General features: G+C 63.3%; 24 protein-coding genes and 1 pseudogene. 19 read left to right on the plus strand and 6 right to left on the minus strand.

Annotated elements, in window-relative coordinates; genetic code table 11:
- The first annotated feature begins 60 nt into the window (after positions 1 to 60).
- From EN818_RS13880 to EN818_RS13890, 4 genes are all read left to right on the plus strand, one after another.
- Positions 61 to 483: a cupin domain-containing protein gene (locus EN818_RS13880; protein WP_095808568.1), complete on the plus strand. Its 423-nt coding sequence runs from the start codon at positions 61 to 63 to the stop codon at positions 481 to 483.
- Positions 484 to 895: 412 nt separating this feature from the next.
- Positions 896 to 2,449, plus strand: a complete 1,554-nt coding sequence (locus EN818_RS13885) for a trimethylamine methyltransferase family protein (RefSeq protein ID WP_095808569.1) — start codon at positions 896 to 898, stop codon at positions 2,447 to 2,449.
- 2 nt (positions 2,450 to 2,451) lie between these two features.
- Entirely contained in the window at positions 2,452 to 2,601 is a 150-nt protein-coding gene (locus EN818_RS32685; RefSeq protein ID WP_165350008.1) for a hypothetical protein, read from the plus strand.
- Positions 2,598 to 3,653: a GlxA family transcriptional regulator gene (locus EN818_RS13890; RefSeq protein ID WP_095808570.1), complete on the plus strand. Its 1,056-nt coding sequence runs from the start codon at positions 2,598 to 2,600 to the stop codon at positions 3,651 to 3,653. The genes EN818_RS32685 and EN818_RS13890 overlap by 4 nt, the downstream gene beginning before the upstream one ends.
- A 117-nt stretch (positions 3,654 to 3,770) precedes the next feature.
- Here the strand turns inward: EN818_RS13890 and EN818_RS13895 are convergent, their stop codons facing one another.
- Together EN818_RS13895 and EN818_RS13900 are read right to left on the minus strand one after the other, a co-directional pair.
- Positions 3,771 to 4,730 carry a dihydrodipicolinate synthase family protein gene (locus EN818_RS13895; RefSeq protein ID WP_095808571.1) on the minus strand — a complete coding sequence of 320 codons (960 nt, stop codon included), beginning with the start codon at positions 4,728 to 4,730 and terminating at the stop codon, positions 3,771 to 3,773.
- A 386-nt stretch (positions 4,731 to 5,116) separates the two neighbouring features.
- Positions 5,117 to 5,506, minus strand: coding sequence for a response regulator (locus tag EN818_RS13900; protein WP_095808572.1), 390 nt, complete (start codon positions 5,504 to 5,506; stop codon positions 5,117 to 5,119).
- A 109-nt stretch (positions 5,507 to 5,615) separates the two neighbouring features.
- On the opposite strand from EN818_RS13900, the gene EN818_RS13905 reads away from it, so the two are divergent.
- The 4 genes from EN818_RS13905 to EN818_RS13920 all read left to right on the plus strand — a co-directional run bounded on the left by EN818_RS13905 (position 5,616) and on the right by EN818_RS13920 (position 9,386).
- The gene (locus EN818_RS13905) at positions 5,616 to 6,359 is read left to right on the plus strand and encodes a Crp/Fnr family transcriptional regulator (protein ID WP_165350009.1); all 744 of its coding nucleotides are present in this window, start codon (positions 5,616 to 5,618) and stop codon (positions 6,357 to 6,359) included.
- Positions 6,359 to 7,435, plus strand: a complete 1,077-nt coding sequence (locus EN818_RS13910) for an HWE histidine kinase domain-containing protein (RefSeq protein WP_095808573.1) — start codon at positions 6,359 to 6,361, stop codon at positions 7,433 to 7,435. The genes EN818_RS13905 and EN818_RS13910 overlap by 1 nt, the downstream gene beginning before the upstream one ends.
- A gap of 168 nt (positions 7,436 to 7,603) precedes the next feature.
- Positions 7,604 to 8,056 (plus strand): DUF2231 domain-containing protein, encoded by a 453-nt coding sequence (locus EN818_RS13915; RefSeq protein WP_095808574.1) that lies wholly within the window; start codon positions 7,604 to 7,606, stop codon positions 8,054 to 8,056.
- Positions 8,043 to 9,386, plus strand: coding sequence for a sorbosone dehydrogenase family protein (locus EN818_RS13920; RefSeq protein ID WP_095808575.1), 1,344 nt, complete (start codon positions 8,043 to 8,045; stop codon positions 9,384 to 9,386). Before EN818_RS13915 ends, EN818_RS13920 begins: the two co-directional genes overlap by 14 nt.
- A 4-nt stretch (positions 9,387 to 9,390) precedes the next feature.
- Here EN818_RS13920 and EN818_RS33620 read toward each other — a convergent pair.
- Positions 9,391 to 9,749: pseudogene (locus tag EN818_RS33620) on the minus strand (hypothetical protein).
- Positions 9,750 to 9,893: 144 nt separating this feature from the next.
- Between EN818_RS33620 and EN818_RS13930 the strand changes: the two are divergent.
- The 6 genes from EN818_RS13930 (at position 9,894) to EN818_RS13955 (ending at position 13,212) form a co-directional block, all read left to right on the plus strand.
- A complete protein-coding gene (locus EN818_RS13930; RefSeq protein WP_095808663.1) occupies positions 9,894 to 10,109 on the plus strand; it encodes a KTSC domain-containing protein in 216 nt (71 codons plus the stop codon).
- Positions 10,110 to 10,178: 69 nt separating this feature from the next.
- Complete coding sequence (locus tag EN818_RS13935; protein WP_129553856.1) at positions 10,179 to 10,382, plus strand: hypothetical protein; 204 nt, start codon at positions 10,179 to 10,181, stop codon at positions 10,380 to 10,382.
- A gap of 194 nt (positions 10,383 to 10,576) precedes the next feature.
- Complete coding sequence (locus tag EN818_RS13940) at positions 10,577 to 11,383, plus strand: nucleotidyltransferase (RefSeq protein ID WP_095808665.1); 807 nt, start codon at positions 10,577 to 10,579, stop codon at positions 11,381 to 11,383.
- Positions 11,376 to 12,122, plus strand: coding sequence for a metallophosphoesterase (locus EN818_RS13945; RefSeq protein WP_095808577.1), 747 nt, complete (start codon positions 11,376 to 11,378; stop codon positions 12,120 to 12,122). Before EN818_RS13940 ends, EN818_RS13945 begins: the two co-directional genes overlap by 8 nt.
- An 80-nt stretch (positions 12,123 to 12,202) precedes the next feature.
- Complete coding sequence (locus EN818_RS13950) at positions 12,203 to 12,382, plus strand: hypothetical protein (RefSeq protein ID WP_095808578.1); 180 nt, start codon at positions 12,203 to 12,205, stop codon at positions 12,380 to 12,382.
- A 5-nt stretch (positions 12,383 to 12,387) separates the two neighbouring features.
- Entirely contained in the window at positions 12,388 to 13,212 is an 825-nt protein-coding gene (locus EN818_RS13955) for a Ku protein (RefSeq protein ID WP_095808579.1), read from the plus strand.
- Between the two features lie 111 nt (positions 13,213 to 13,323).
- Here the strand turns inward: EN818_RS13955 and EN818_RS13960 are convergent, their stop codons facing one another.
- Positions 13,324 to 13,605 (minus strand): hypothetical protein, encoded by a 282-nt coding sequence (locus EN818_RS13960; protein WP_095808580.1) that lies wholly within the window; start codon positions 13,603 to 13,605, stop codon positions 13,324 to 13,326.
- Between the two features lie 146 nt (positions 13,606 to 13,751).
- On the opposite strand from EN818_RS13960, the gene EN818_RS13965 reads away from it, so the two are divergent.
- Positions 13,752 to 14,963 (plus strand): FAD-binding oxidoreductase, encoded by a 1,212-nt coding sequence (locus EN818_RS13965; protein ID WP_095808581.1) that lies wholly within the window; start codon positions 13,752 to 13,754, stop codon positions 14,961 to 14,963.
- 45 nt (positions 14,964 to 15,008) lie between these two features.
- On the opposite strand, the gene EN818_RS13970 is transcribed toward EN818_RS13965, so the two are convergent.
- Positions 15,009 to 16,022 (minus strand): ATP-dependent DNA ligase, encoded by a 1,014-nt coding sequence (locus tag EN818_RS13970; protein ID WP_095808582.1) that lies wholly within the window; start codon positions 16,020 to 16,022, stop codon positions 15,009 to 15,011.
- Positions 16,016 to 16,447 (minus strand): GFA family protein, encoded by a 432-nt coding sequence (locus EN818_RS13975; protein ID WP_095808583.1) that lies wholly within the window; start codon positions 16,445 to 16,447, stop codon positions 16,016 to 16,018. Before EN818_RS13975 ends, EN818_RS13970 begins: the two co-directional genes overlap by 7 nt.
- A 174-nt stretch (positions 16,448 to 16,621) precedes the next feature.
- Between EN818_RS13975 and EN818_RS13980 the strand changes: the two genes are divergently transcribed.
- The 4 genes from EN818_RS13980 (at position 16,622) to EN818_RS13995 (ending at position 21,346) form a co-directional block, all read left to right on the plus strand.
- The gene (locus EN818_RS13980; protein ID WP_095808584.1) at positions 16,622 to 17,230 is read left to right on the plus strand and encodes an isochorismatase family cysteine hydrolase; all 609 of its coding nucleotides are present in this window, start codon (positions 16,622 to 16,624) and stop codon (positions 17,228 to 17,230) included.
- A 190-nt stretch (positions 17,231 to 17,420) separates the two neighbouring features.
- A complete protein-coding gene (locus tag EN818_RS13985) occupies positions 17,421 to 18,041 on the plus strand; it encodes a (2Fe-2S)-binding protein (RefSeq protein ID WP_095808585.1) in 621 nt (206 codons plus the stop codon).
- A gap of 1 nt (position 18,042) precedes the next feature.
- Positions 18,043 to 19,065 (plus strand): xanthine dehydrogenase family protein subunit M, encoded by a 1,023-nt coding sequence (locus EN818_RS13990; RefSeq protein ID WP_095808586.1) that lies wholly within the window; start codon positions 18,043 to 18,045, stop codon positions 19,063 to 19,065.
- Between the two features lies 1 nt (position 19,066).
- Entirely contained in the window at positions 19,067 to 21,346 is a 2,280-nt protein-coding gene (locus EN818_RS13995) for a xanthine dehydrogenase family protein molybdopterin-binding subunit (protein ID WP_135904658.1), read from the plus strand.
- Positions 21,347 to 21,348 lie beyond the last annotated feature (2 nt).

A 21,348-nucleotide genomic window follows, 5' to 3' on the forward strand; every position in this document is an offset into this window, starting at 1 on the left:
CCTCGGACGCGATGATCGTTTACGAGAACGTCCGGGGATTTCGATAGCGAAAGGAAAAACATGAAAGCCAATGAGCGCAGCGAGTCCACCGCGGAGACCTGGTCCATAGAAGGTGGCAGTTCAGCAAGATCTGGCATTCGAGCGCCTGTCCTGGGCTCCCGATATTTTTCGTCAAGCTCGGCGGAATGGGAGCCCACGGACGCTTCGGGATTTTGGATAAAGCCTCTGTATGAAGATGCCGCGCGCGGCGAGAAAACCATGCTGATGAAGGTCGATGCCGGCGCATATGCGGGCAGTCACACCCATCCGGGAGAGTTCGAGCAGATCTATGTGATCGAAGGATCCTTCTACGATCAGGATCACACGCTTGGGCCGGGTGAGTATTGTTGCAGGGCGCCGGACGCCGCGCACAGTTCAGGGTCCAAAGATGGGGCGCTGGTTCTGTTGATCTACACCAGACGCGAACCAGCCGCCGATGAGTAAGGCGGCCGCCTTCGGGCGGCTTGCGCCAGAACCAGGCAGGGCGGAAGGTCAGCTTCCGACCTGATGCGAGCTTGCGACGCGGCCCTGGAGCCTCGCAAAAAATAGCCTGCCTCGTGACATTATTTCCGCTTGCCGAGTGCGCGCCCGTGCAGCGGTAGCCCGATCGTCAACCTTCTCTGGTTTGCTGGGATTTTCTCCGGGGCCGGGCACGCGTCCTGCTGCTTCAGCGAGATCGCGCCGAGGCTGACGGGCAGCCCGTATCAGCCTCCAACGCGATCGAACTGGCTGCGCGCAACTGCGTGGCAGTTTAGTCAACAGACGCGTGAGACTTTTGCAGTTGGTCAAATCTCCTGGCTCCGGCAATAGTTCCGACCGGCTCAAACGGGCCGCGTTGCTATTTCTGGAGGCCGGTATGACTGCTCAACTGCAAGTTTCTCGTAGAGGCGGCCGGGAAGCGCGGCGCACGATCCGCACGGCACCGAAGATCGACATGCTGCCGACGCTGAAGCGGGGCCTGCCGGTTGTGGAGCCGATGGATGCCGAGCAGGTCGAGCGTATCCACGAGGCTTCGCTCGCGATCCTCGAAGAGGTCGGCGTGGTGTTTCGCGATCCGATCGCGATCGAGGACTGGAAGAGGGCAGGGGCCGATGTGCGCGCGGACGACCGCGTCCATCTCGACCGCGGCCTGGTCATGGAACTCATCAAGACCATTCCTTCCAAGATCGAATACTTCGCTCGCGATCCGGCGAAGAATGTCGAACTCGGTGGGCCGAAGTCGATTTTCGTGCCGATGACCGGCGCGCCCTACATGCGCGACCTCGACGACGTCAGGCGTGGCCCGACGATCGCCGACCTCGGTACCTTCCACAAGCTGGCGCACATGATGCCGGCGCTGCATTCGTCGGCGCACCACATCGTCGAGCCAATGGACATTGTCGTTGCGCATCGGCACCTGCACATCACCTATTCGTCGATGAAGCATTCGGACAAGATGTTCATGGGCATGACCACCTCGCCCAAGAATGCCGAGGATGTGCTCGACATGTGCGAGATCCTCTTCGGCGAAGGCTTTCTCGAGACGCATGCGGTGGCGACGGGCAATTGCAACGGCAATTCACCGCTGGTCTGGGACCAGGTCATGCTCGGCGCCATGCGCGCTTTCTGCCGGCGCAACCAGCCGGTGCTGTGCTCGCCCTTCGTTCTCGGCGGCGCCAACACGCCGGCCTCCACGGCGGCGGCCGTGGCGCAGCTCAACGCGGAGGCGCTTTCGGCGCTCGCCTACACGCAGGTGATCCGCAAAGGCTGCCCCGCAATCTATGGGCACTATCTGTCGACCGTGTCGATGCAATCGGGAGCGCCGATGGCGGGAACGCCGGAAATCTCGCTGATGAATTTCATGATCGGCCAGATGGCTCGCCGCTACAACGTTCCCTGGCGCACATCCAACCTGCTCGGGGGCGCCAAGGTCTTCGATGCGCAGGCCGGCTATGAAAGCGCCATGACCATGATGGCGGTGCTGATGTCGGGCGCCAACTACATCTGGCATTCGGCCGGCTGGAACGAAGCCGGCATGCACTGCTCGATCGCGAAGTTCGTCGTCGACGCCGAGGTCTGCTCGATGGGCTATCGCATGACGCAGGGCGTCCAGTGGGACGACTTCGACGAAGCTCTTGCTGCCGTGCGCGACGTCGGCCCGGGCGGCCATTATCTCGGCCACCCCCACACGCAGGCGAATTTCGAGCGGGCCTTCTTCATCCCAAAGCTTTTCGACAACAACTCGATCGAGCAGTGGTACGCGGACGGCTCCAAGGACATCAAGCAGCGGGCGCTTGAGCATGCCCGTCGGCTGCTGGCCGAGTATGAAGGGCCCACTCTCGATATTGCGAAAGACGAGGAACTGCGCGCCTATATCGACCGTCGATCGCGCGAGATCCCGGCGGTGGACGCGCTGAACGAGGACTACTGAGCGTGCGCATTGACCGGATCAACGTCTATGCGGCGCAGCTGCCGGTCAAGGGCGGCGTCTATCGCAGCAGGGTCACGCATCCGGTGTATCTGGACGAAGACGCCGAGGATCAGAACGCCATGTCCGGCAAACCGTTGGTCACATACGGATGAACGCACCCGCCAACATCAGCGCCATGAGGTCGTTGGCGACGCCGGAAATTTCGGCGGCGGCGGAACGGCCATTCGACCTGGTGGTCCTGGTGCTGCCGGGGTTCTCGCATCTGGCGCTGCACGCCTACATCGAGCCGTTCCGCATCGCCAACACGGTATCGAGATTGCCGCTTTTCCGATGGCGGATCGCGGGCCTGGATGCGCGCCCGGTCGAGGGCGCCAACGGCCTCGCCATTCCCGTTGACGTCACCGTCGATGAGCTGACTTCCAACCCACAGGATCGTAGACTTGGCCAGCTTGCCGTCGTTGCAGGCGAACCGGTAGAGCGGCAACTGACCCCGCAACTCAATCGGTTTCTGCGGGTGATGGCGCGCCGTGGCGTTGCGATATCAGCCGTCGGAACCGCGACATGGCTGCTTGCCCAGACCGGTCTCCTGGCAGGCACGCGTTGCACGATCCATTGGTCGCGGCTTGCCGCTTTTTCAGAAATGTTCAACCAGCCGCGCATCCGCGACTCTCTCTTCGTCAAGGATGGGCAGTATTCGACCTGCGCCGGCGAACTGGCCGCCTTCGACCTTGCCGTCGACCTGATCGGCAGCCATGCAGGCAGGTATGTGGCGCAGGAGGTGTGCCGGCACGCGACCGTCGAAGGTCAGCGCTCAGGATCGAACCGGCAGACCGGGCCTTCGGGTCTCGCCTTTACCGGCGTGAGCGACAAGCTCGTGATGGCAATGCGGATCATGGAGGAGAACGTCGAATTCCCGCTCCCCATGGACGAGGTGGCGGACCGGGCAGGGATATCGCGCCGCCAACTGGAACGACTGTTTGCGGTGCATCTGGGGCTGCCGCCAGTGCGCCATTACCTGCGGATCAGAGTCGATCATGCCAAGCGCCTGATCGAAGGCACGCGAATGCCCATCATCGATGTCGCCATCGCCTGCGGATTCATGTCCGCCTCGCACTTTGCAAAGTGCTTCAGAGCCTTCAACGGGCTCTCGCCGCAGCAGTGTCGCGCCACGGTGCCCGCCTGGGTCGGGCCGGGCCTGGGATGACGAGCCTGCGGCAGGGTTGTTGGCGGGGCCATCAGACTCCGCCTGCTTCCCCGGCGCGAACATCAAATCATCGTCGCGAAGCGGCGGCGCCGGGCGAGCCCGGCGCCGCGTCCATGATCAGGCGGCGTATCTCGCCATCTGCGGCTGTCGCGACCACTGCGCATACCAGGTATCGAACAGGCTGAGCTGCTGCTCGGCATAGCCGCGCTGGCTGTCGCTCAGGGCATCCGTCTGGTTGAAATGCAGCCGGTATTCGGGGTTACCCTTGAGCACCATCATGTGCTTGAAATAGAGCACCAGGTCGGGGCCTTCATCGAAGGAGGAGAGCACGGCCAGCGCGGCGTCCAGCTCCTGGGCGAGGCGGCGCGCTTCGGCATCGCCCTTCGCCGCCGCCTGGCTCAGGCCCACCAGGTGCAGCACTTCCTTCGGCAGCACGTTGCCGATGCCGGTGATGGCGCCGGAAGCCCCGCAATTGACGAAACCATGGAAGACGGCGGTGTCGACGCCGATCATCAGCGCCACCTCGTCGTCGCGGCTGGTGATGTTTTCGGCCGCATAGCGCAGATCAGCCGGGCCGCCGAACTCCTTGAAACCGACCAGGTTGGGGTGCTCGGCGCGCAGCGCGAAGAACAGATCGGCGCGCGTGGCAAAGCCGTAATAGGGACTGTTGTAGATCACCGCCGGCAGATCGGGCGCGGCCGCCAGAATGGCCTTGAAATGATGGCGCTGCGCCGCCACCGAGGGGCCGCGCGACAAGACGCGCGGGATCACCATCAGGCCGCGGGCACCGACCTTGTGGGCATGGGCGGCGTGGGCGACGGCGCTGGCGGTGTTGACCGCGCCGGTGCCGACGATCACCGGCACGCCGGCCTCAACCAGGCGCTCGACGCCGGCCATCCGCTGCGCGTCGGTCAACAGCGGCCAGTCGCCCATCGAACCGCAATAGACGACCGCCGACATGCCGGCGACGATCAGTTCGCGTCCCTTGCGCACCAGCGCGTCGAAGTCGGGAAGACGCTCATTCGTGCAGGGCGTCATCAGCGCCGGCATGCAGCCGGAAAACACATTGGCGGTCATTTGGATTCCCCTTGAGGCTGGCTGGCAGATTGGCCAGTTTGTCCCCGAGAAGCACTGCTTGCCAAGCAAATAGTTATGGCTACGGTGCTGCCGCCGGCCACGTCTGGTCGCGGATGTCGCAGACCTGGATCGTTGGTTTTAAAGCGCGTCGCGCTGAAACGGATCCCGGCGACGCGCCTTAGGGCTTTGTCTTTATGCATGTCGTTTTCGCAAAAACCGCTGCACACTTTTGCGCGACATGCAGGTAGGCATCGTTAACGAGGGTTATGGCGCGACTTCCGGCTTCAGTTAGTTTCGGATCTTGGCTGACAATGGTGGCAACCAGCTCAAGCCGGCCCGGCCCCTGCCCACCTGGTGGGCGGGCCGGCGCGGCAAGCTCAACTTGGTCAATTGCTCGCGCCGGGCTGGGGATCGTCACGCATCACGTCAAGAAGGTGCCGCGCCAATTCTGCGGTGTCGAACGGCTTCTCGAACAGGCCGATCCTGGCGAAACGAGGGGGAATGACGGCGGGGTCGTAGCCGGTGGCGAAGACGAACGGAAGATTCCTGCGGGTGAGTTCGTCGGCGACCGCAAAGTCGATGGTCCCTTCGAGATTAAGGTCCAGCACCGCGGCGTCGATATCGAGTTCTGCGATGGCGCGCAGGGCCTTGTTGCCGCTCGAGACCGGGCCAACCACCGTCGCTCCAAGCAACGCAAGGCTGTTCGTGATATCCTGAGCGATGAAATACTCGTCTTCGGCCACGAGCACGCGGAGCATCGCAAGCGGATTTTCCATGACGAGTCTCCTGGACAACCACCCTTGGACTGCGGTGCGACCACCCGACGTTAACATAGGATAGGTCAAACGCCGCGCGATCGATGTATCAGGTCAAGAGGACAACGCGATGAGACGGCCTCTGATCCGCAAGCTTGAAAAATTCACGCGGCTTTCCCTGGCAGACAAGGAAATGCTGGTCAGGATCGCGGCGCAGCGCGTGCGCCGCTTTGCCGCGCGCGAAGACATCATCCACGAGGGCGAGAAGCCGGAATTCATCAATCTTATCAACGAAGGATGGGCTTGCCGCTACAAGACGCTGGAAGACGGCCGCCGCCAGATCATCGCCTTCTTCCTGCCGGGCGACCTTTGCGATCTCAATGTGTTCATCCTGAAGGAAATGGATCATTCGATCGGCGCGATCACGCCGGTGGCGGTTTCCGAAATTTCGCGGACGTCCTTCGATGAAATGATGATCGGCCATCCCCGCATAACCCAGGCGCTTTGGTGGGAATCCCTGGTCGCGGCGGCAATCCAGCGCGAGTGGACCGTCAACCTTGGCCAGCGCGATGCGCTGGAGCGGATGGCGCACCTGTTGTGCGAACTTTTCATTCGGCTTGAGGCCGCGGGCTGCACCAGTGACAACAGCTGCGAATTCCCGCTGACGCAAACCGAGCTTGGCGAGACGCTCGGCATGTCGACGGTGCATGTCAATCGAACATTGCAGGAATTGCGGGCATCAAACCTCATCATCCTCAAAGATCGAACCCTGATGATCCCCAATCTCAAGGCGCTGCAGGACGCAGCGTTGTTCAATCCGAACTATCTGCATCTTGACCGGGAAGGCCGGCATCTCGATGCCAATGAGGAGTGATGTCCAAGACCCCGGCAGATGAACATCGCGAACGCGACTTGACCGAAATTCGGGCGGCCTTGCACGAGCGGGCAGGCGCCAAGGTCCGCCTTCGCCAAAGCGAAGAAAACCTGCGGCAGTTCGGCGAGGCGGCTTCCGACGTTTTGTGGATCCGCAATGCCGAGACCTTGCAATGGGAGTACCTGACACCGGCATTCGACGCGATCTATGGCCTGCCGCGAGAGAAGGCGCTTGCCGGCGACAATTTTGCCAGATGGATCGACCTGGTCGTGCCGCAGGACCGCGATCACGTGCTTGCCCATATCCGGCGCGTTCGCGACGGTGAGCGCGTGGTCTTCGAATACCGCATATGCCGGCCGAGCGACAACGAGGTGCGATGGCTGCGCGACACCGATTTCCCCATACGCGACGAGACCGGCAAGGTGGCCCATATCGGCGGCATCGGGCAGGACATCACCCGGTTCAGACAGGCCGGGGAACAGCAGCAGGCACGCTTTGCCGAACTGCAGCACCATGTGCGCAACACCTTGGCGGTGATCCGTTCCATCGTGCGGCGCACCATGGAGCAGAGCGAGTCCTTGGACGAAGCCACCGCGCATCTCGACGGGCGTATCAATGCTTTTGCGCGCGTGCAGGCGGCTGTCACCCGCAATCGCTCGTCCGAAGTCGAACTGGCGCCGATCATCGCGGAGGAGTTGCGCGCCGCAGGGGCCAAGGAAGGTGAGAACCTGACCATCAATGGTCCCGCATTGGCGCTCGCGGCCAAGGCTGCCGAGACCATCGGTCTGGCCGTGCATGAACTGGCGACAAACGCCGTGAAATATGGCGCGCTTTCCAACCGTGCAGGGCGGATCGTCATCGAATGGAACGTCAATGATGACGACATGCTTCGGCTCACCTGGACCGAGAACGGCTTGCAGGATCTGAAGCCGGCGTCGCGACAGGGCTTCGGCTGGGAGGTCCTTCACCGCACGCTGCCTTACGAACTCGAAGCGTCGGTGGATTTGCGCATCGAGCCGACGGGGCTCAGTTTCGATGCCCAGATCCCTCTTCGCGCAATTCGCACGCGGGCCTAAAGCGGAATTAGACATACGCTTCCATGTCTTGCCGATGCATGCCGCCTGAGGCGCGCAGGCGCAAGCGAATCCTCACGATCAAGTGAAGCGCGGGAACAGGTTCGGAGGAACATTCGCCTGTCTGCCTTGTTGAATCCAACGCGGCGTCTGGCGGAAAGGAGCTTCCGCATGAAAAACCCAAGATCAACGGCAAGAATAGCCGGTCATCCCGTCCATCCCATGCTTGTCACGATACCCATCGCGTGCTTTGTCGGCACCTTGCTCACCGACATCGTCTACTGGCGAACCGCGGAAATGACATGGGCCAATTTTTCGGCCTGGCTGGTCACGGTCGGTGTCATCGTCGGGATTCTGGCGGCCCTTGCGGGCTTGATCGATCTTCTCGGGGAAAGCCGCATACGCGAGCAGCCGACCGCATGGCTGCACATGGGGGGAAATCTCGTGGCGCTCGTGCTCGCCTTCCTCAACATGCTTGTCCATACGCGCGACGCCTGGACTTCCGTGGTCCCGACCGGGCTGATCCTGTCGGCCCTGGTGGTGGTCATCCTGTTGTTCACCGGCTGGCTCGGCTGGGGGCTGGTCTATCGCCATCATGTGGGAGTGGCCGATGAGACGATTTGAAGGACCCATCAGATGGACGACGGCGGCGCTGCTGAGTGCGGCCGCATTGGGCGCAGCCGGGTGCAGCGACGACAACACGGACCCGAAGGACCAGATCGGTCCAAATCCGAAACTGCCGGAGATACGCCAGTATCTGTTCCCACCGATGCATCTGGCGTCGGTCGTCGGCTGGAAGAACGACGAGAAGCCCGCCGTCGCGCAGGGCCTGCAGATCCAGTCCCTGGCCAAAGGCCTCCAGCATCCGCGGTCTCTGTATGTGTTGCCCAATGGCGACATTCTCGTTGTGGAATCGAAAGCCCCCGACGAAGCATCGGCCAAACGGCCGAAAGACATCGTGATGGGCTGGGTCGAGTCCTGGGTGACTTCCGGCGGCAACACCGGGTCCAGCAACCGCATCACCCTGCTGCGGGACAGCAATGGCGACGGCAAGCCTGAATATCAGGGCGTCTTCCTCGACCACCTCAACGCGCCCTTCGGCGTGGCGCTGGTCGGCAACGACCTGTACGTGGCAAACACCGACGCAATCGTGCGCTACCCCTACCAGCCGGGCGACACCAAGATCACCGCGCCGGGCAAGGTGCTGACGGACCTCCCGGGCGGTCCGATCGACCACCATTGGACGAAAAGCCTGGTCGCGAGCCCCGATGGCTCTTTGCTCTATGTCGGCGTCGGCTCGAACAGCAACATCACCGAGAACGGCATCCAGGCCGAAAAGGACCGGGCGGCGATCTGGGAGGTGGATCGCGCCACGGGCCGGTCGCGCATCTTCGCCAGCGGTCTGCGCAACCCGAACGGCCTGTCGTTCGAGCCGACGAGCAAAGCGCTCTGGACGGTTGTCAACGAACGTGACGAGCTCGGTCCGAACCTTGTGCCGGACTACATGACTTCGGTGAAGGACGGTGCCTTCTACGGCTGGCCCTACAGCTACTACGGTCAGCATGTCGATCCGCGCGTCATGCCGCAACGGCCGGACATGGTGGCCAAGGCCATTGCGCCCGACTACGCACTGAGTTCGCATGTCGCGCCGCTGGGCTTGGCGTTCTACACGGCCACGAGCCTGCCGCAGGCTTATCGGGGCGGCGCCTTCGTCGGCGAGCATGGCAGCTGGGACCGCCAGCGCTTCAACGGCTACAAGGTCGTCTTCGTGCCGTTCAGCGGCGGCCATCCGAACGGCATGGCGCAGGATGTCGTCACCGGCTTCCTCAACGACAAGGGCGAGGCGAGGGGCCGGCCGGTCGGCGTCGCCGTCGACAAATCCGGCGCGCTGCTCATCGCCGACGATGTCGGCAACACCGTCTGGCGGGTGACGTCGGCGGCGCCGGCCTCGTAGGAAGTCACGGATTGGGCCTCAAGGTCCGGAAGGTGACCGAGTAGCGGTGCTGGTCCACCGGCGGAATGCTGTGCTCCCATTCATCGCGCGTCGGACCGCCCATAAGATAGGCGGATCTTGGTTCGACCTCGATCGTTTCCCGATCCCATCTCGCGCCGTTCCTGCGCCGTAGCGCAAACCGAAGCCGACGACCTGCCTGTTGGCCAGATGACCGTGGAAGTCGAAAGGTTTGAACGGCAGACCGGCGAGGCGAAGAACCAGTTCGTCTTCTTCGGCGCGCGTGATCAGATCCGGCCGATAGAGAAAGCCTTGCGGCAAGCTGGCTGCGGGGGCGAACAGATCGCCCTGCCGGGCCGACGTCATAGTTCTGGGTTTCATTGCTGGCATGGCTGCCAGATAGGGAGCTCAGGGTTTCCTGCAAGGCTTCACCACCAGCATGATCATGCCCATTGCCCGGAACCGAGGGAGCGGCCGGGGCATTACGCATTCGCCAGCTGGATGCCGGAGATGCCTTCAACCGCCATACGCAACATGCACTATGATCCGGCGACGAGGACGCTTTCGGTGTGGTTCGTTCCGAGCGGCGACCGCTACGACTATGAAGAGGTCGAGCCCGAAACTTATGCGGCCTTCAAATCTGCTTTCTCGAAAGGGCGGTTCTTCAACGAGTTCGTGCGCGATCGCTACCGGTTCCAATTGGTCGAGCACGGACGCGGGCATTGAACGGCGCATTGGCGTCGGCCCGGCGAACCGGAACATTTCCATCCTTCGCCGGTTAGCCAGGACCAGCGCATGGTTGCTGGAACAGCCACTTTCGACCAGGAAGGGAAAGTCATGTTCGGCACCGATTTGTGGACATTCGCTGTGATCGGCGGGCCGGTTATTCTTCTGCTTGTGATCATCTATGCGCTCGCCACCCGTCGCCGCAGAGGACTGGTAGAGCGGCGCGAAAGCGACCGTGGCGCCGAGCGTTTGTATCGCGAGCAAAAAGACTAGAGCGCCAGATAAGCTCATAGCCCTTAAGGCATTGTTTTCGCTTGGTTGTAGAGCAGACGGGCGGTGCTTAGGTTTTGATCGTTGCCGCCTTGGCCGCGATTGCGCGGGGTCTGGACGAAATACCCGACAACGGAACAAGCCAGGGCGCCGGCTGTTATCGAGCAGACGGACAAGGTCCGAAGCCGGAGTGGTTCATGGGCAACGATGAGTTGACGGGCGTGTTGGAGTCACTTCCAGCCATCGACGCCAAAGCCGAGCCGACGCTAAAAAGCGCTGAGGCGGAAGCCTTCTACACGCATGCAATCCGCGAACTCGCCGCCACCGACATTCCCTTTCTCGTCGCCGGCACCTATGCGGTAAGCGCCTACACAGGCGTTGTCCGTGCGACCAAGGATCTCGATATCTTCTGCAAGGCCGGGGACTGTCCGCGCATTCTGGCCCATTTCAAGCAGATCGGCCATGCGGTCGAGATCAGGGACGAGCGTTGGCTTGGAAAGGTCTTCGATGGCAAGCACTTCTTCGACGTGATCTTTGCTTCGGCCAACGGCACCATGCAGGTCGAGGACCAGTGGCTGGAACATGCCCGTCAGATCGAACTGCTGGGAAGCCGGGTCAGGATCATCGGTCCGACCGAGCTGATCTGGTCGAAATGCTTCATCCAGGACAGAGGCCGCCACGACGGCGCCGATATCGCCCATACGATCCTGAAAGCGCATGACCAGATCGACTGGCAAAGGCTGCTTACCTATCTCGACGTCCATTGGGAAGTGCTGCTGATGCAGTTGCTCAGTTTCCGATGGATCTATCCCAGCGAGCGCGACCGCATTCCCGACTGGCTGCTCGACGATCTGCTGGAACGGCTTGCGCGGCAACGGCTGCTGCCGCCCTCACGGACCAAGGTCTGTCGCGGCCGGCTTCTGTCGCAGCTCGACTATGAGATCGACGTCAAGGAATGGGGGTTTGCGGGCGTCGGCGGTGTGGGAGAGCTACGTGATGCCTGAACCGACCAAATCAGCGAAGCCGAACGGGAACGGGACCATCAAAGTCGCCGCCATGGGCGACCTGCATGTCCAGGAAGATGCCGACATCTCCTATCGCGAGCTGTTTGGGGAGGTGTCTCGGGAAGCCGATGTCCTTGTCCTCACCGGCGATCTCACCAACCTCGGCAAGCCCCGGGAGGCCGAGCTGCTGGCTGAGGAGCTGCGCGCATGCTCTATCCCCGTCGTCGGGGTGCTCGGCAATCACGACTACGAATGCGGTTGTGTCGAACAGGTTTCGGCAACGCTGCGCCAGGCCGGCGTCCATCTCCTGGACGGGCAGGCGGTCGAACTGAACGATGTCGGCTTTGTCGGCGTGAAGGGATTCGTCGGCGGCTTCGGCCCCAGAATGCTCGGCTCCTTCGGCGAGCCCGCGATCAAGGCGATGGTGGCCGAGAGCGTCAACGAGGCGATGCGGCTCGAGAATGCCATGCGCCAGGTCCGCGCCAAGCGCACGCTCGTGATCCTGCACTATGCTCCGATCGCCGAGACCGTTGCCGGCGAGCCCTTGGAAATCTTCCCGTTCCTCGGATCCTCGCGGCTGGCCGAGACGATCGACCGATTCGAGGTGAGCGCGGTCGTGCACGGACACGCCCATCGCGGTTCCTACGAAGGCCGGACTCCCGGCGGCGCCAGGGTCTACAACGTCGCCAAGCATGTCACCAAGCCGACGGGCCGCCCCTACGCCTTGCTTGAAATCTGAACGGCCCCGCGGCGGCCGCGGCACCCTTCGGAACCATGCGGGCGGACATGAGTTTTGCCGGTGACCAACGGAAGACCTCAATGCCTGACCCCAGACAACCAGATCCAGACCGCGACACGCCGATGCCGGCTCCGACCTGGAAGCCCGACCCGGTCAAGGAGCCGCCGCTGGATGAATTGCCTGACGAGACGCCATTGCCCAATCCGGATGAAAACGAGGAGCCGCCAATGCATGCCGGTGGCGGCCAAAGGGAAAGGTAAGGGCAATGGCAGCGCCGCGCGCAGTCTGGAAAGGTTTCATGAAGGTCGGGTCGGTTTCCTGCGGCGTCAAGATCGTCGGAGCCACGAGCGAGGCGTCGAAGATCCATTTCAGGATCTTGAACCGCAAGGACAGCCTGCCGGTGAAAAGCGTCTATGCAGACGAAGAGACCGGAGAGCCGGTCGACACCGAGGACCAGGTCAAGGGTTTCGAGACCGACAAGGACGATTTCATCCAGGTAGAGCCTGACGAGATCAAGGCGCTGAAACTGACTTCCGAACACACGCTGGAAATCGGCGAGTTCGTGCCCATCGCCGAGATCGACACACGCTATCTGGAAAAGCCCTATTATCTGGTGCCGTCGGATTCCGCCGCGTTGGAGGCATTCACCGTCTTGCGCGAGGCGATGAAGAACAAGCGGGTCGCAGCACGCTCCTGCGTCGTCCTCTACCAGCGCGGCCGCGAAGTTCTGATCCAGCCCTTCGGCAAGGGCATGCTTCTCACCGAACTGCGCGACCGCAACGAAATGGTCTCGGAGGACAGCGTCTTCGAAGGCTTGAAGAAGCAGAGCTACGATCCGGACCTGCTGGAAATCGCGGGTCTTTTGATCGACAAGAAGGTGACCAAGTTCGATCCTTCGAAATTCGAGGACACCTACGAGCAGGCGCTGATCGCGATGATCGAGGCCAAGCGCAAGGGCAAGAAGCCACCGAAGGCTGCGCCGAAGCCGCGCGAGAACGTCATCGACCTGGCCGCGGTTCTGCGCAAGAGCCTGGCAAAGGAAGGCATCAAGCCGAGCGCGCAAAGCAAGGCCAAGCGCAAGTCGGCTTGAGGCCGGCGGGATTCAGACCGGTTCACCTTCTCACAAGAAACCGCTCCAAGTGTTTGGTTTTGCGGCATTGCGACGGAAAACAACTGCGCACTTTCCCAGGAATTGATCTGGTCAGACCTCGTCGAACCGGCTTCCTTCCTTGGACGGGTCGCGCGAAAGGACGCGCTCCTCCTCGTCCTCGGGAAGGGCTTCGTCGCTGTTTTGGTAGGGATTGTCATCGTCTTCTTCGGGGAGGGTCCCCTCCGCTTCGACATCGTCCTGCGGGTCGCCGTTGACGGCGACGCTGTCGGGCAGAATCCTGTTGCCCTCAAGGGTATCCCAATCCTGCTGTTCGATGGCCGGAGCCTCGGCTTCGTCCTGTTTTGCCGATCGTTGCTTGTTGCGCGGGTCCATCCTTGTTCCTCCAATTCTAGCCTCCATTGAGGAACCGCTCAGGCAGGCGGTTGTTCCTTCAGCCCGCAGCAAGGTGCTTCCCCAATGGTGGCGCGTGGAACGCCAAAGCGTCCCCCGACTTATGGTTGAAAGTCGGGGAACACTTCATGCATCGCAAGCTGGATCTCAGAAGCGGCACGCCTGTATGGTCCGCCTATCGGTCGCCCGATGTGCCGGTGAACCGCCTCATTCGCGATCTCAAGACGGACGTGCTCATCGTCGGAATGGGCATCAGCGGCGCAATGATGGCGCAAGCGCTGACGCGTGACGGCCACTCCGTCGTCTGCATCGACCGGCGCGGACCGGTCCAGGGATCGACGGCTGCAACGACGGCGTTGGTGCAGTTCGAAATCGACCAACCCTTGACGAGGCTGTCCGCTATGATCGGCGCCGCAGCCGCCCGCAGGGCATGGCGGAGGTCACGTCTAGGCCTTCTCAATCTGCGAGGGCGGATCAGCGAACTCGACATCAGCTGCGAAGCGGCCAGCACGCCCTCGCTTTACCTCGCCGGCAACACGCTCGGTCCGTCCGAGTTGCGCAAGGAAGCGCAAGCGCGCGTCGAGGTCGGCATCGGCGCAAGGTTTCTATCCCGTGCATCCTTGCTGGAAAAATTCGGCATCGGGCGTGCGGCGGCAATTCTCAGTCATGACAATCTCGCCCTCGATCCGAGAAAGCTGACCGCGGGACTGTTGCTTGAGACGCTGAAAGGAAAGGCCCGCTTCTATGCTCCGGCGGAGGCGACAGCGGTCGAGGATGGTCGCCTCGGCGTGATGGTTGCGACGCGGCACGGCCCAATCATCAGCGCGGGGCACCTCGTCCTGACGACTGGATACGAGCTGCTGAAAATCGTGCCGCACGTGTCTCACCGCGTCATCTCGACCTGGGCGATCGCGACGTGTCGGCAACCCGGGAAGCTCTGGCCGGGCACGACCCTGATCTGGGAGGCATCCGATCCGTATCTCTATATCCGCGCGACGATCGACGGGCGCGTCATCTGTGGCGGTGAGGATGAGGATTTTTCCGACGAGGAGCGCCGCGACAGCCTGACACCCGAAAAGACGCTTCGCCTTGCCGGGAAACTCGGCCGGATTTTCCCGCAGCTTGACACAGAGGCTGAATTTGCCTGGAGCGGTTCGTTTGGCTCGACGACCACGGGCCTGCCCGTCATAGGAACTTTGCCAAGCCATCCGCGGGTCCATGCGGTAATGGGGTATGGCGGCAACGGCATCCTCTTTTCGCAGATCGCCTCCGAAATCGTCTCGGCCTCGATCAGAGGCGGCGAAGACGCCGACGCGGACCTGTTCGCCTTCCAGGCGTGACACCTCTCCAATCACCGTGGTGCCCGACAGCATGCCGAATGAGACCTACGCGATCTGCTCGAACGTGCATTGGCGCGGCGCCTTGTCGGGCCGCCAGCGCACCAGCTTTGTTCCGTGCCGGAAGCGGTCGCCGGTGACGTGATCGAAACGGACCTCGACGACGAGGTCCGGCCGCACCGGCTCCCATTGCCCGCTGCGCTCGGTACTCCAGCGGCTCGGCCCGCCCGGAGCCTTGCCGGTGAAGCCCGGCCCGCCGCGCAGCTTCTCCAGCCTGTCCGTGAGCGCGGCCCGCTCGTCATTGGCGATGGTCGAGGTGAAGCCGACATGGTCGAGCAGGCCGCGTTCGTTGTAGAGACCCAGCAGCAGCGAACCCACCTGTTGCTTGCCGTTGAGGTAGCGGAATCCCCCGACCACGCAGTCGGCCGTGCGCAGCCGCTTGACCTTGATCATCGCGCGCTCGCCCGGCCGATAGGTCTCGGCCATCGCCTTGGCGACGACCCCATCGGTCGAACCATGACCGGCGCCCTGCAGCCATTTCCGGGCGGTTGCGAGGTTGGTGGTGGATGGCGAGAGCCGCAGCGAGGATATGCCTGCCTTCGCCACAAACTCCTTTGTTGCCGCCCGCCGCTCCGCCAGAGACTCTTCGAGCACCAGCCTGCCGCCGGCTGCGACGAGGGTGTCAAACAGGATCAACTGCGCCGGCGTCTCCAAGCTGAGCTTGGCTATCCGGCTCTCCGCTGGATGAAGCCGCATCTGCAGCGCATCGAATGAGGCGCGGCCCTCGATCTCGATGACGATCTCGCCGTCGATGACAAAGTTCTTCGCATCGACACCGCGCAGCATGGCTGTGAGTTCGGGGAAATAGCGGCCAAGCGGCTTGCCGGACTTCGCCCTGAGGTCCACTGCTTCGCTGGCCTTGAAGGCGAGGCAGCGAAACCCATCCCATTTCGGCTCGTATTGCCACGTGCCTTTCTCCTCGGGCAGCTCATCGGCGGTGCGCGCTTCCATGGGAGGCGTGTCCAGAGGCAGCGGGAAGCCATTCCTCGGGGCCGCTACCATCGCTCTTCCGCGTCGTGATGCGGGAGGTCGATGCCGCAGCAGACCCATGCCAGCCGTTGCCCCGATCCATAGTTGTAGCGAGGCTCCAGTTCCGCGGGATCGTCGAAAGTTCCGACGTGGAGCGCGATCTCGTCCTGCGTCGCGTCATAGGAAAGACTAAGCGGAGAACCGCAAGCTTGGCAGAAGGCGCGGCGGGCGAGCGGCGAGGATCGGCGGTAGGCCGGTTCTTCGTCGCGCCAGGACAGGCTGGCCAACGGCACCCAAGCGAGCACGGCAAACGCGCTGCCGGTCGCGCGCCGGCACATATCGCAATGGCAATAATGAACACGCGGATCTGCAGTGACGCGATAGCGAATTCTGCCGCAGAGGCATCCGCCTGTGCGTTCGACAGGAGCGGCTTGGGCGGGATTTTCGGACATTTTCATCCAGCTTGAACGTTTCGAGGGCGGATGTGGTTTCCGGGCGGAACGGGTTTCAAAGCAAAGCGTTGGTCCGACTGTTGCCGAGGATGAAACCTTGACTCCCAGATACCGCTCCGCCCCATCGAGACGCCCGCAGTTTTCCCCGTCCCGCGGGAAGCGAGCGCGGCTGCTACCCTGATGTCAGCTCCAGGCTTGACCTATGGTCCTCTCGGCACGCATTGCGCGCATCTTTGCGTCGACATGCAAAGATTGTTCGCCGAACCATCGGAATGGGCGACACCCTGGATCACCCGCGTGCTGCCAAGGATTGTCAGCCTTGTCGAGAGGAAGGCCGAGCAGACGATCTTCACGCGCTTCGTGCCGGCTGAGAGGCCCGGCCAGGGCGTCGGCAGCTGGCGACGCTACTATGAGCGCTGGGCGTCGATGACGATCGAGAATGTCGGCCGGGAGATGATCGAATTGCTGCCGCCGCTGTCGGCTTTTTATCCGCCGGCGCAGGTGATCGACAAGCATGTCTATTCCCCCTGGCCTGAGGGCAGGCTGCAGGCGCTGCTTGCCGCCCGCCGGATCGACACACTGGTGGTCACCGGCGGCGAGACGGACGTCTGCGTGCTGGCAACGGTCCTGGGCGCGATCGACATCGGTTATCGCGTCGTGCTGGTCACCGATGCGCTCTGCAGCTCCTCGGATGCCACGCATGACGCGCTGATGACGGTCTACCATCAGCGTTTCGCGCAGCAGGTGGAAACTGTCGAGATGGAAACAGTCCTGTCGAGCTGGAGCTGAGAGCGGGCGCAGCGCGGTCCGACCTCCCAGCCTGCTCCTTCGGCGCTTACCAAAGGCGAGGCAGCGGCGTCGGCGCTCCCCCACGGGCCGGTCACTCCTGCGTGAGCGGCCTGAGTTTCGGACCGATCAATCCGGAACAACACGCCGGCTGAAAGGTTAGCGCCCGATACAAGCCAGCCAGGAGCGAGCCATGTCCCGAACCTCCACCTCGAGCGCGACTGGCCTCAGCCGAAGACGTTTCATGACCGGCACGGCTTCGGTCGCCGCGGCCGCGCCGATGCTGGCGGCGCCGCCGAAGGCCGAGGCGCAGCCTGCACCCGCGTCGAAACTGCGGGAGCCGGCCGTCCTGTCGCTGCGGGTCAACAAGCAGCCTTACGAGCTTTCGCTGGATACGAGGACGAGCCTGCTCGATGCGCTTCGCGACCATATCGGCCTGACCGGCACAAAGAAGGGCTGCGACCACGGTCAGTGCGGCGCCTGCACCGTGCTGGTCGACGGAAAGCGCGTGCTCTCGTGCCTGAGCTTCGCCGTGATGAACCAGGGCAGGGAGGTGACGACGGTGGAAGGGCTCGCATCGAGCGACGGCAAGCTGCATCCGATGCAGCAGGCCTTCATCGATCACGACGCGTTCCAGTGCGGCTACTGCACGCCGGGCCAGATCATGTCGGCCATCGGCTGCGTCAACGAAGGCCACGCCGGCTCCGAAGACGATATCCGCGAATATATGAGCGGCAACATCTGCCGCTGCGCGGCCTACCCGAACATCGTCGCGGCCGTCGTGCAGGCGCGTGAAGAGACGAGGGGAGCCTGACATGCGCCCCTTCATCTATGAACAGCCGCAGGACATTCGCACCGCCGTCGCCGTCGCGTCCCGATTTGCCTCCGATGGCGATCAGCCAACGCGGGCCGACGCCCAATTCATCGCCGGCGGCACCAATCTCGCCGACTATATGAAGCTCGGCGTCGCGCAGCCGAGCCGGCTGCTGGATCTCAATCGGCTGGACGAGCCTGCGCTCCGGGAGATCACGGTCGGGGACAACGGAATTCGGTTCGGCGCGCTGGTGCGGATGGGAGAGGCGGCCGACGACAGCGAGGTCAAACGACGTTATCCGGTCATAGCCGACAGTCTGCGACTGGCGGCAAGCGGCCAGATCCGCAACATGGCAAGCCTTGCCGGCAACGTGCTGCAGCGCACGCGCTGCGAGTATTTCCGCGAGACTTCCTGGGCCTGCAACAAGCGGGTGCCGGGTTCGGGCTGCGCGGCGATGGAAGGCTTCAACCGCCAGCATGCAGTGCTCGGCACCAGCGAGGCCTGCATCGCAACCTATCACGGCGACTTCGCCCAGGCTCTGATCGCGCTCGATGCCGTGGTCCGTGTGGAGGGTTCGCGCGGTGCGCGAAACATTGCCTTTGCCAAGCTGCACAGGCTGCCCGGCGACACGCCGCATATCGAGACGGAACTGGCGGCGGACGAGATCGTCACCGCCATCGAGGTGCCGGCCCTCCCGTGGGCGGCGCGTTCAATGTACCTGAAAATCCGCGATCGCCAATCCTACGCCTTCGCGCTGGCCTCGGCGGCGGTCGCGCTCGATCTCGACGGCGACAGCGTTCGCGAGGCCCGGATCGCGCTGGGCGGCGTGGCGACGGTGCCATGGCGCGCCAGCGCGGCGGAAGCAGCCCTGCAAGGCAAGAAGCTCGACGAGATGTCGGCCGGCACAGCAGCGGAAGCCGCCTTCGCGCATGCGAATCCCGGCCGGCACAACGCGTTCAAGATCGAACTCGGCAAGCGAGCGCTGGTGCGGGCGCTGCTGGAAACCCGTGACATGAAGGTGTGACATGAATGCAGCTGCTCCCAGGCCCAAGGAGAACATGGGCGAACCGCTGCCGCGCATCGATGCTCGGCTGAAAGTCACGGGACAGGCGCATTATCCGGCGGACCTGCCGACAGCCAACATCGCCTATGGCGCGCTGGCGACCAGCAGCATCGCCAAGGGCAAGGTGACGAAGCTTCATCTGGATGACGCCCGCGCGGTACCCGGCCTGCTCGACATCGTCACCTATGGCGACATGGACAAGATCGAGAAGCCGAAATTCGGCAACTCCGGCGCCACGTCGATCGGGCCGCTGCATGACCGCACGATCTTCCATGACGGCCAGATCATCGCGCTCGCCGTTGCCGAGACGTTCGAGGCGGCCGAAGAGGCCGCGCAACTCATCCGCGCGGAATACGAAGAGGAGAAGCCGAGCGCGAGCTTCGACAGCGCGGGCACGAAGACCGTTCCCGCCGCGGGCAAGAGCCCGATGTACAAGGAAGATGTGAAAGCGGGCGACTTCGATGCCGCCTATGCGCAAGCGGCGATGAAGATCGATGCTCGCTATTCGACGCCGACGCAGCACCACAATCCGATCGAGCTGTTCTCGACGACGGCGCTCTGGCAGGGCGATCAGCTCATCGTGCACGAACCGTCGCAGAACGTCACCGGCTGGAAGGTGGAGCTCGCCAGGCAGTTGAAGATCGAACCGGCCAATGTGCGCATCGTCAGTCCCTTCATCGGCGGCGCCTTCGGCTCGAAGGGGCCGATGACGCCGCGCACCGCGATCGTAGCCGTTGCCGCCAAGCGGCTTGGCCGGCCGGTGCGCTGCGTGACGAGCCGCATGCAGGCCTTCGGTACCCAGACCTACCGCGCCGAAACCCGCCACCGCATCCGCATCGGCGCCGGCAGGGACGGGCGCATCACCGCTTTCGCCCACGAAGGCTGGGAAGTGACGTCACGCCCGGACTCCTACGTGGTCGGCGGCACTTCGGCGACCAGCCGCATGTACGACTACGGCTCGGTGCTGACGCATGTCTCGCTGGTGCAGGCCGACCGCAACACGCCGGGCTATATGCGCTCGCCGCCCGAGACGCCGTATGTCTACGCGCTGGAAAACGCCATGGACGAGATGGCCGTGGCGCTCGGCATGGATCCGGTCGAATTCCGCCGGATCAACGAACCGAAGCTGGAGCCGATCGGCAAGAGGCCGTTCTCCAGCCGCTCGCTGATCCAGTGCTATGACCAGGCTGCCGAAGCCTTTGGCTGGGCGAAGCGGGATGCTGGAGTCGGCGCGATGCGCGAGGGAGACTGGCTGATCGGCGTGGGCTGCGCCACGGCGATCTATCCGACCGCTGTCGCCCCTTGCGCGTCGCGCGTGCGCCTAGCTTCCGACGGCGGCGTGCGGGTGCAATGCGGCTCGCATGAAATCGGCACCGGGATCCGCACGGTGGCCGGACAGATGGCTTCCGAGCGCCTTGGTGTCGCGATCGACAAGGTGGCTGTCGAGATGGGCGACAGCAGCCTGCCACCGGCGCCGGTGTCGGGTGGATCGATCTCCACCGCGAGCGTGTGCTCGGCGGTGCTGAAGGCCTGCGACGCGATCCGGAGCAAGCTCGTAGCCGCCGCGACGAAGGAAGGCGGGCCCCTTGCCGGCTCGCACAACGAGGAATTGGCCTTTGCCGATGGCAAGATCGCGGCGGAAGGCGGCGCTGCGGCCAAGATCGAGGACGTCTTCAAGCTCATGCAAGTCGGCGCGATCGAGGAATATGCCGAGTTTGCGCCGAAGGGCGCGAGCCCCGAGGCGCTGAAAAAGCTTTATGCCGGCCAGTCGGAATTCCATGGCGGCGAGCAGGACGAGGATTCGGTGAAATATGCCTTCGGCGCCGAATTCGTCGAGGTCCGGATCAACCGCTACACGCGTGAAATCCGCGTGCCTCGCATGGTCGGTGCATTCGCGGCAGGCCGCATCATGAACACGCGCACCGCCCGCAGCCAGCTGATGGGCGGCATGATCTGGGGCATCGGCCAGGCGCTGCATGAAGCGACCGAGATCGACAGGCGCTATGCGCGCTATGTCAACCGCGATCTCCAAGACTACCTCGTGCCGGTCAATGCCGACATCAAGGACCTGCAGGTGATCCTGGTGCCGGAGGTCGACCACGCGGTCAATCCGGCCGGCGTCAAAGGATTGGGGGAACTGGGCAATGTCGGCACGGCCGCCGCCGTTGCCAGCGCGGTCTATCACGCAACAGGTATACGCATCCGCGATCTGCCGATCAGGATAGAGCAGCTTCTGGTCTGACC

Source organism: Mesorhizobium sp. M3A.F.Ca.ET.175.01.1.1, from assembly GCF_004791945.1.
Classification (GTDB): Bacteria; Pseudomonadota; Alphaproteobacteria; order Rhizobiales; family Rhizobiaceae; genus Mesorhizobium.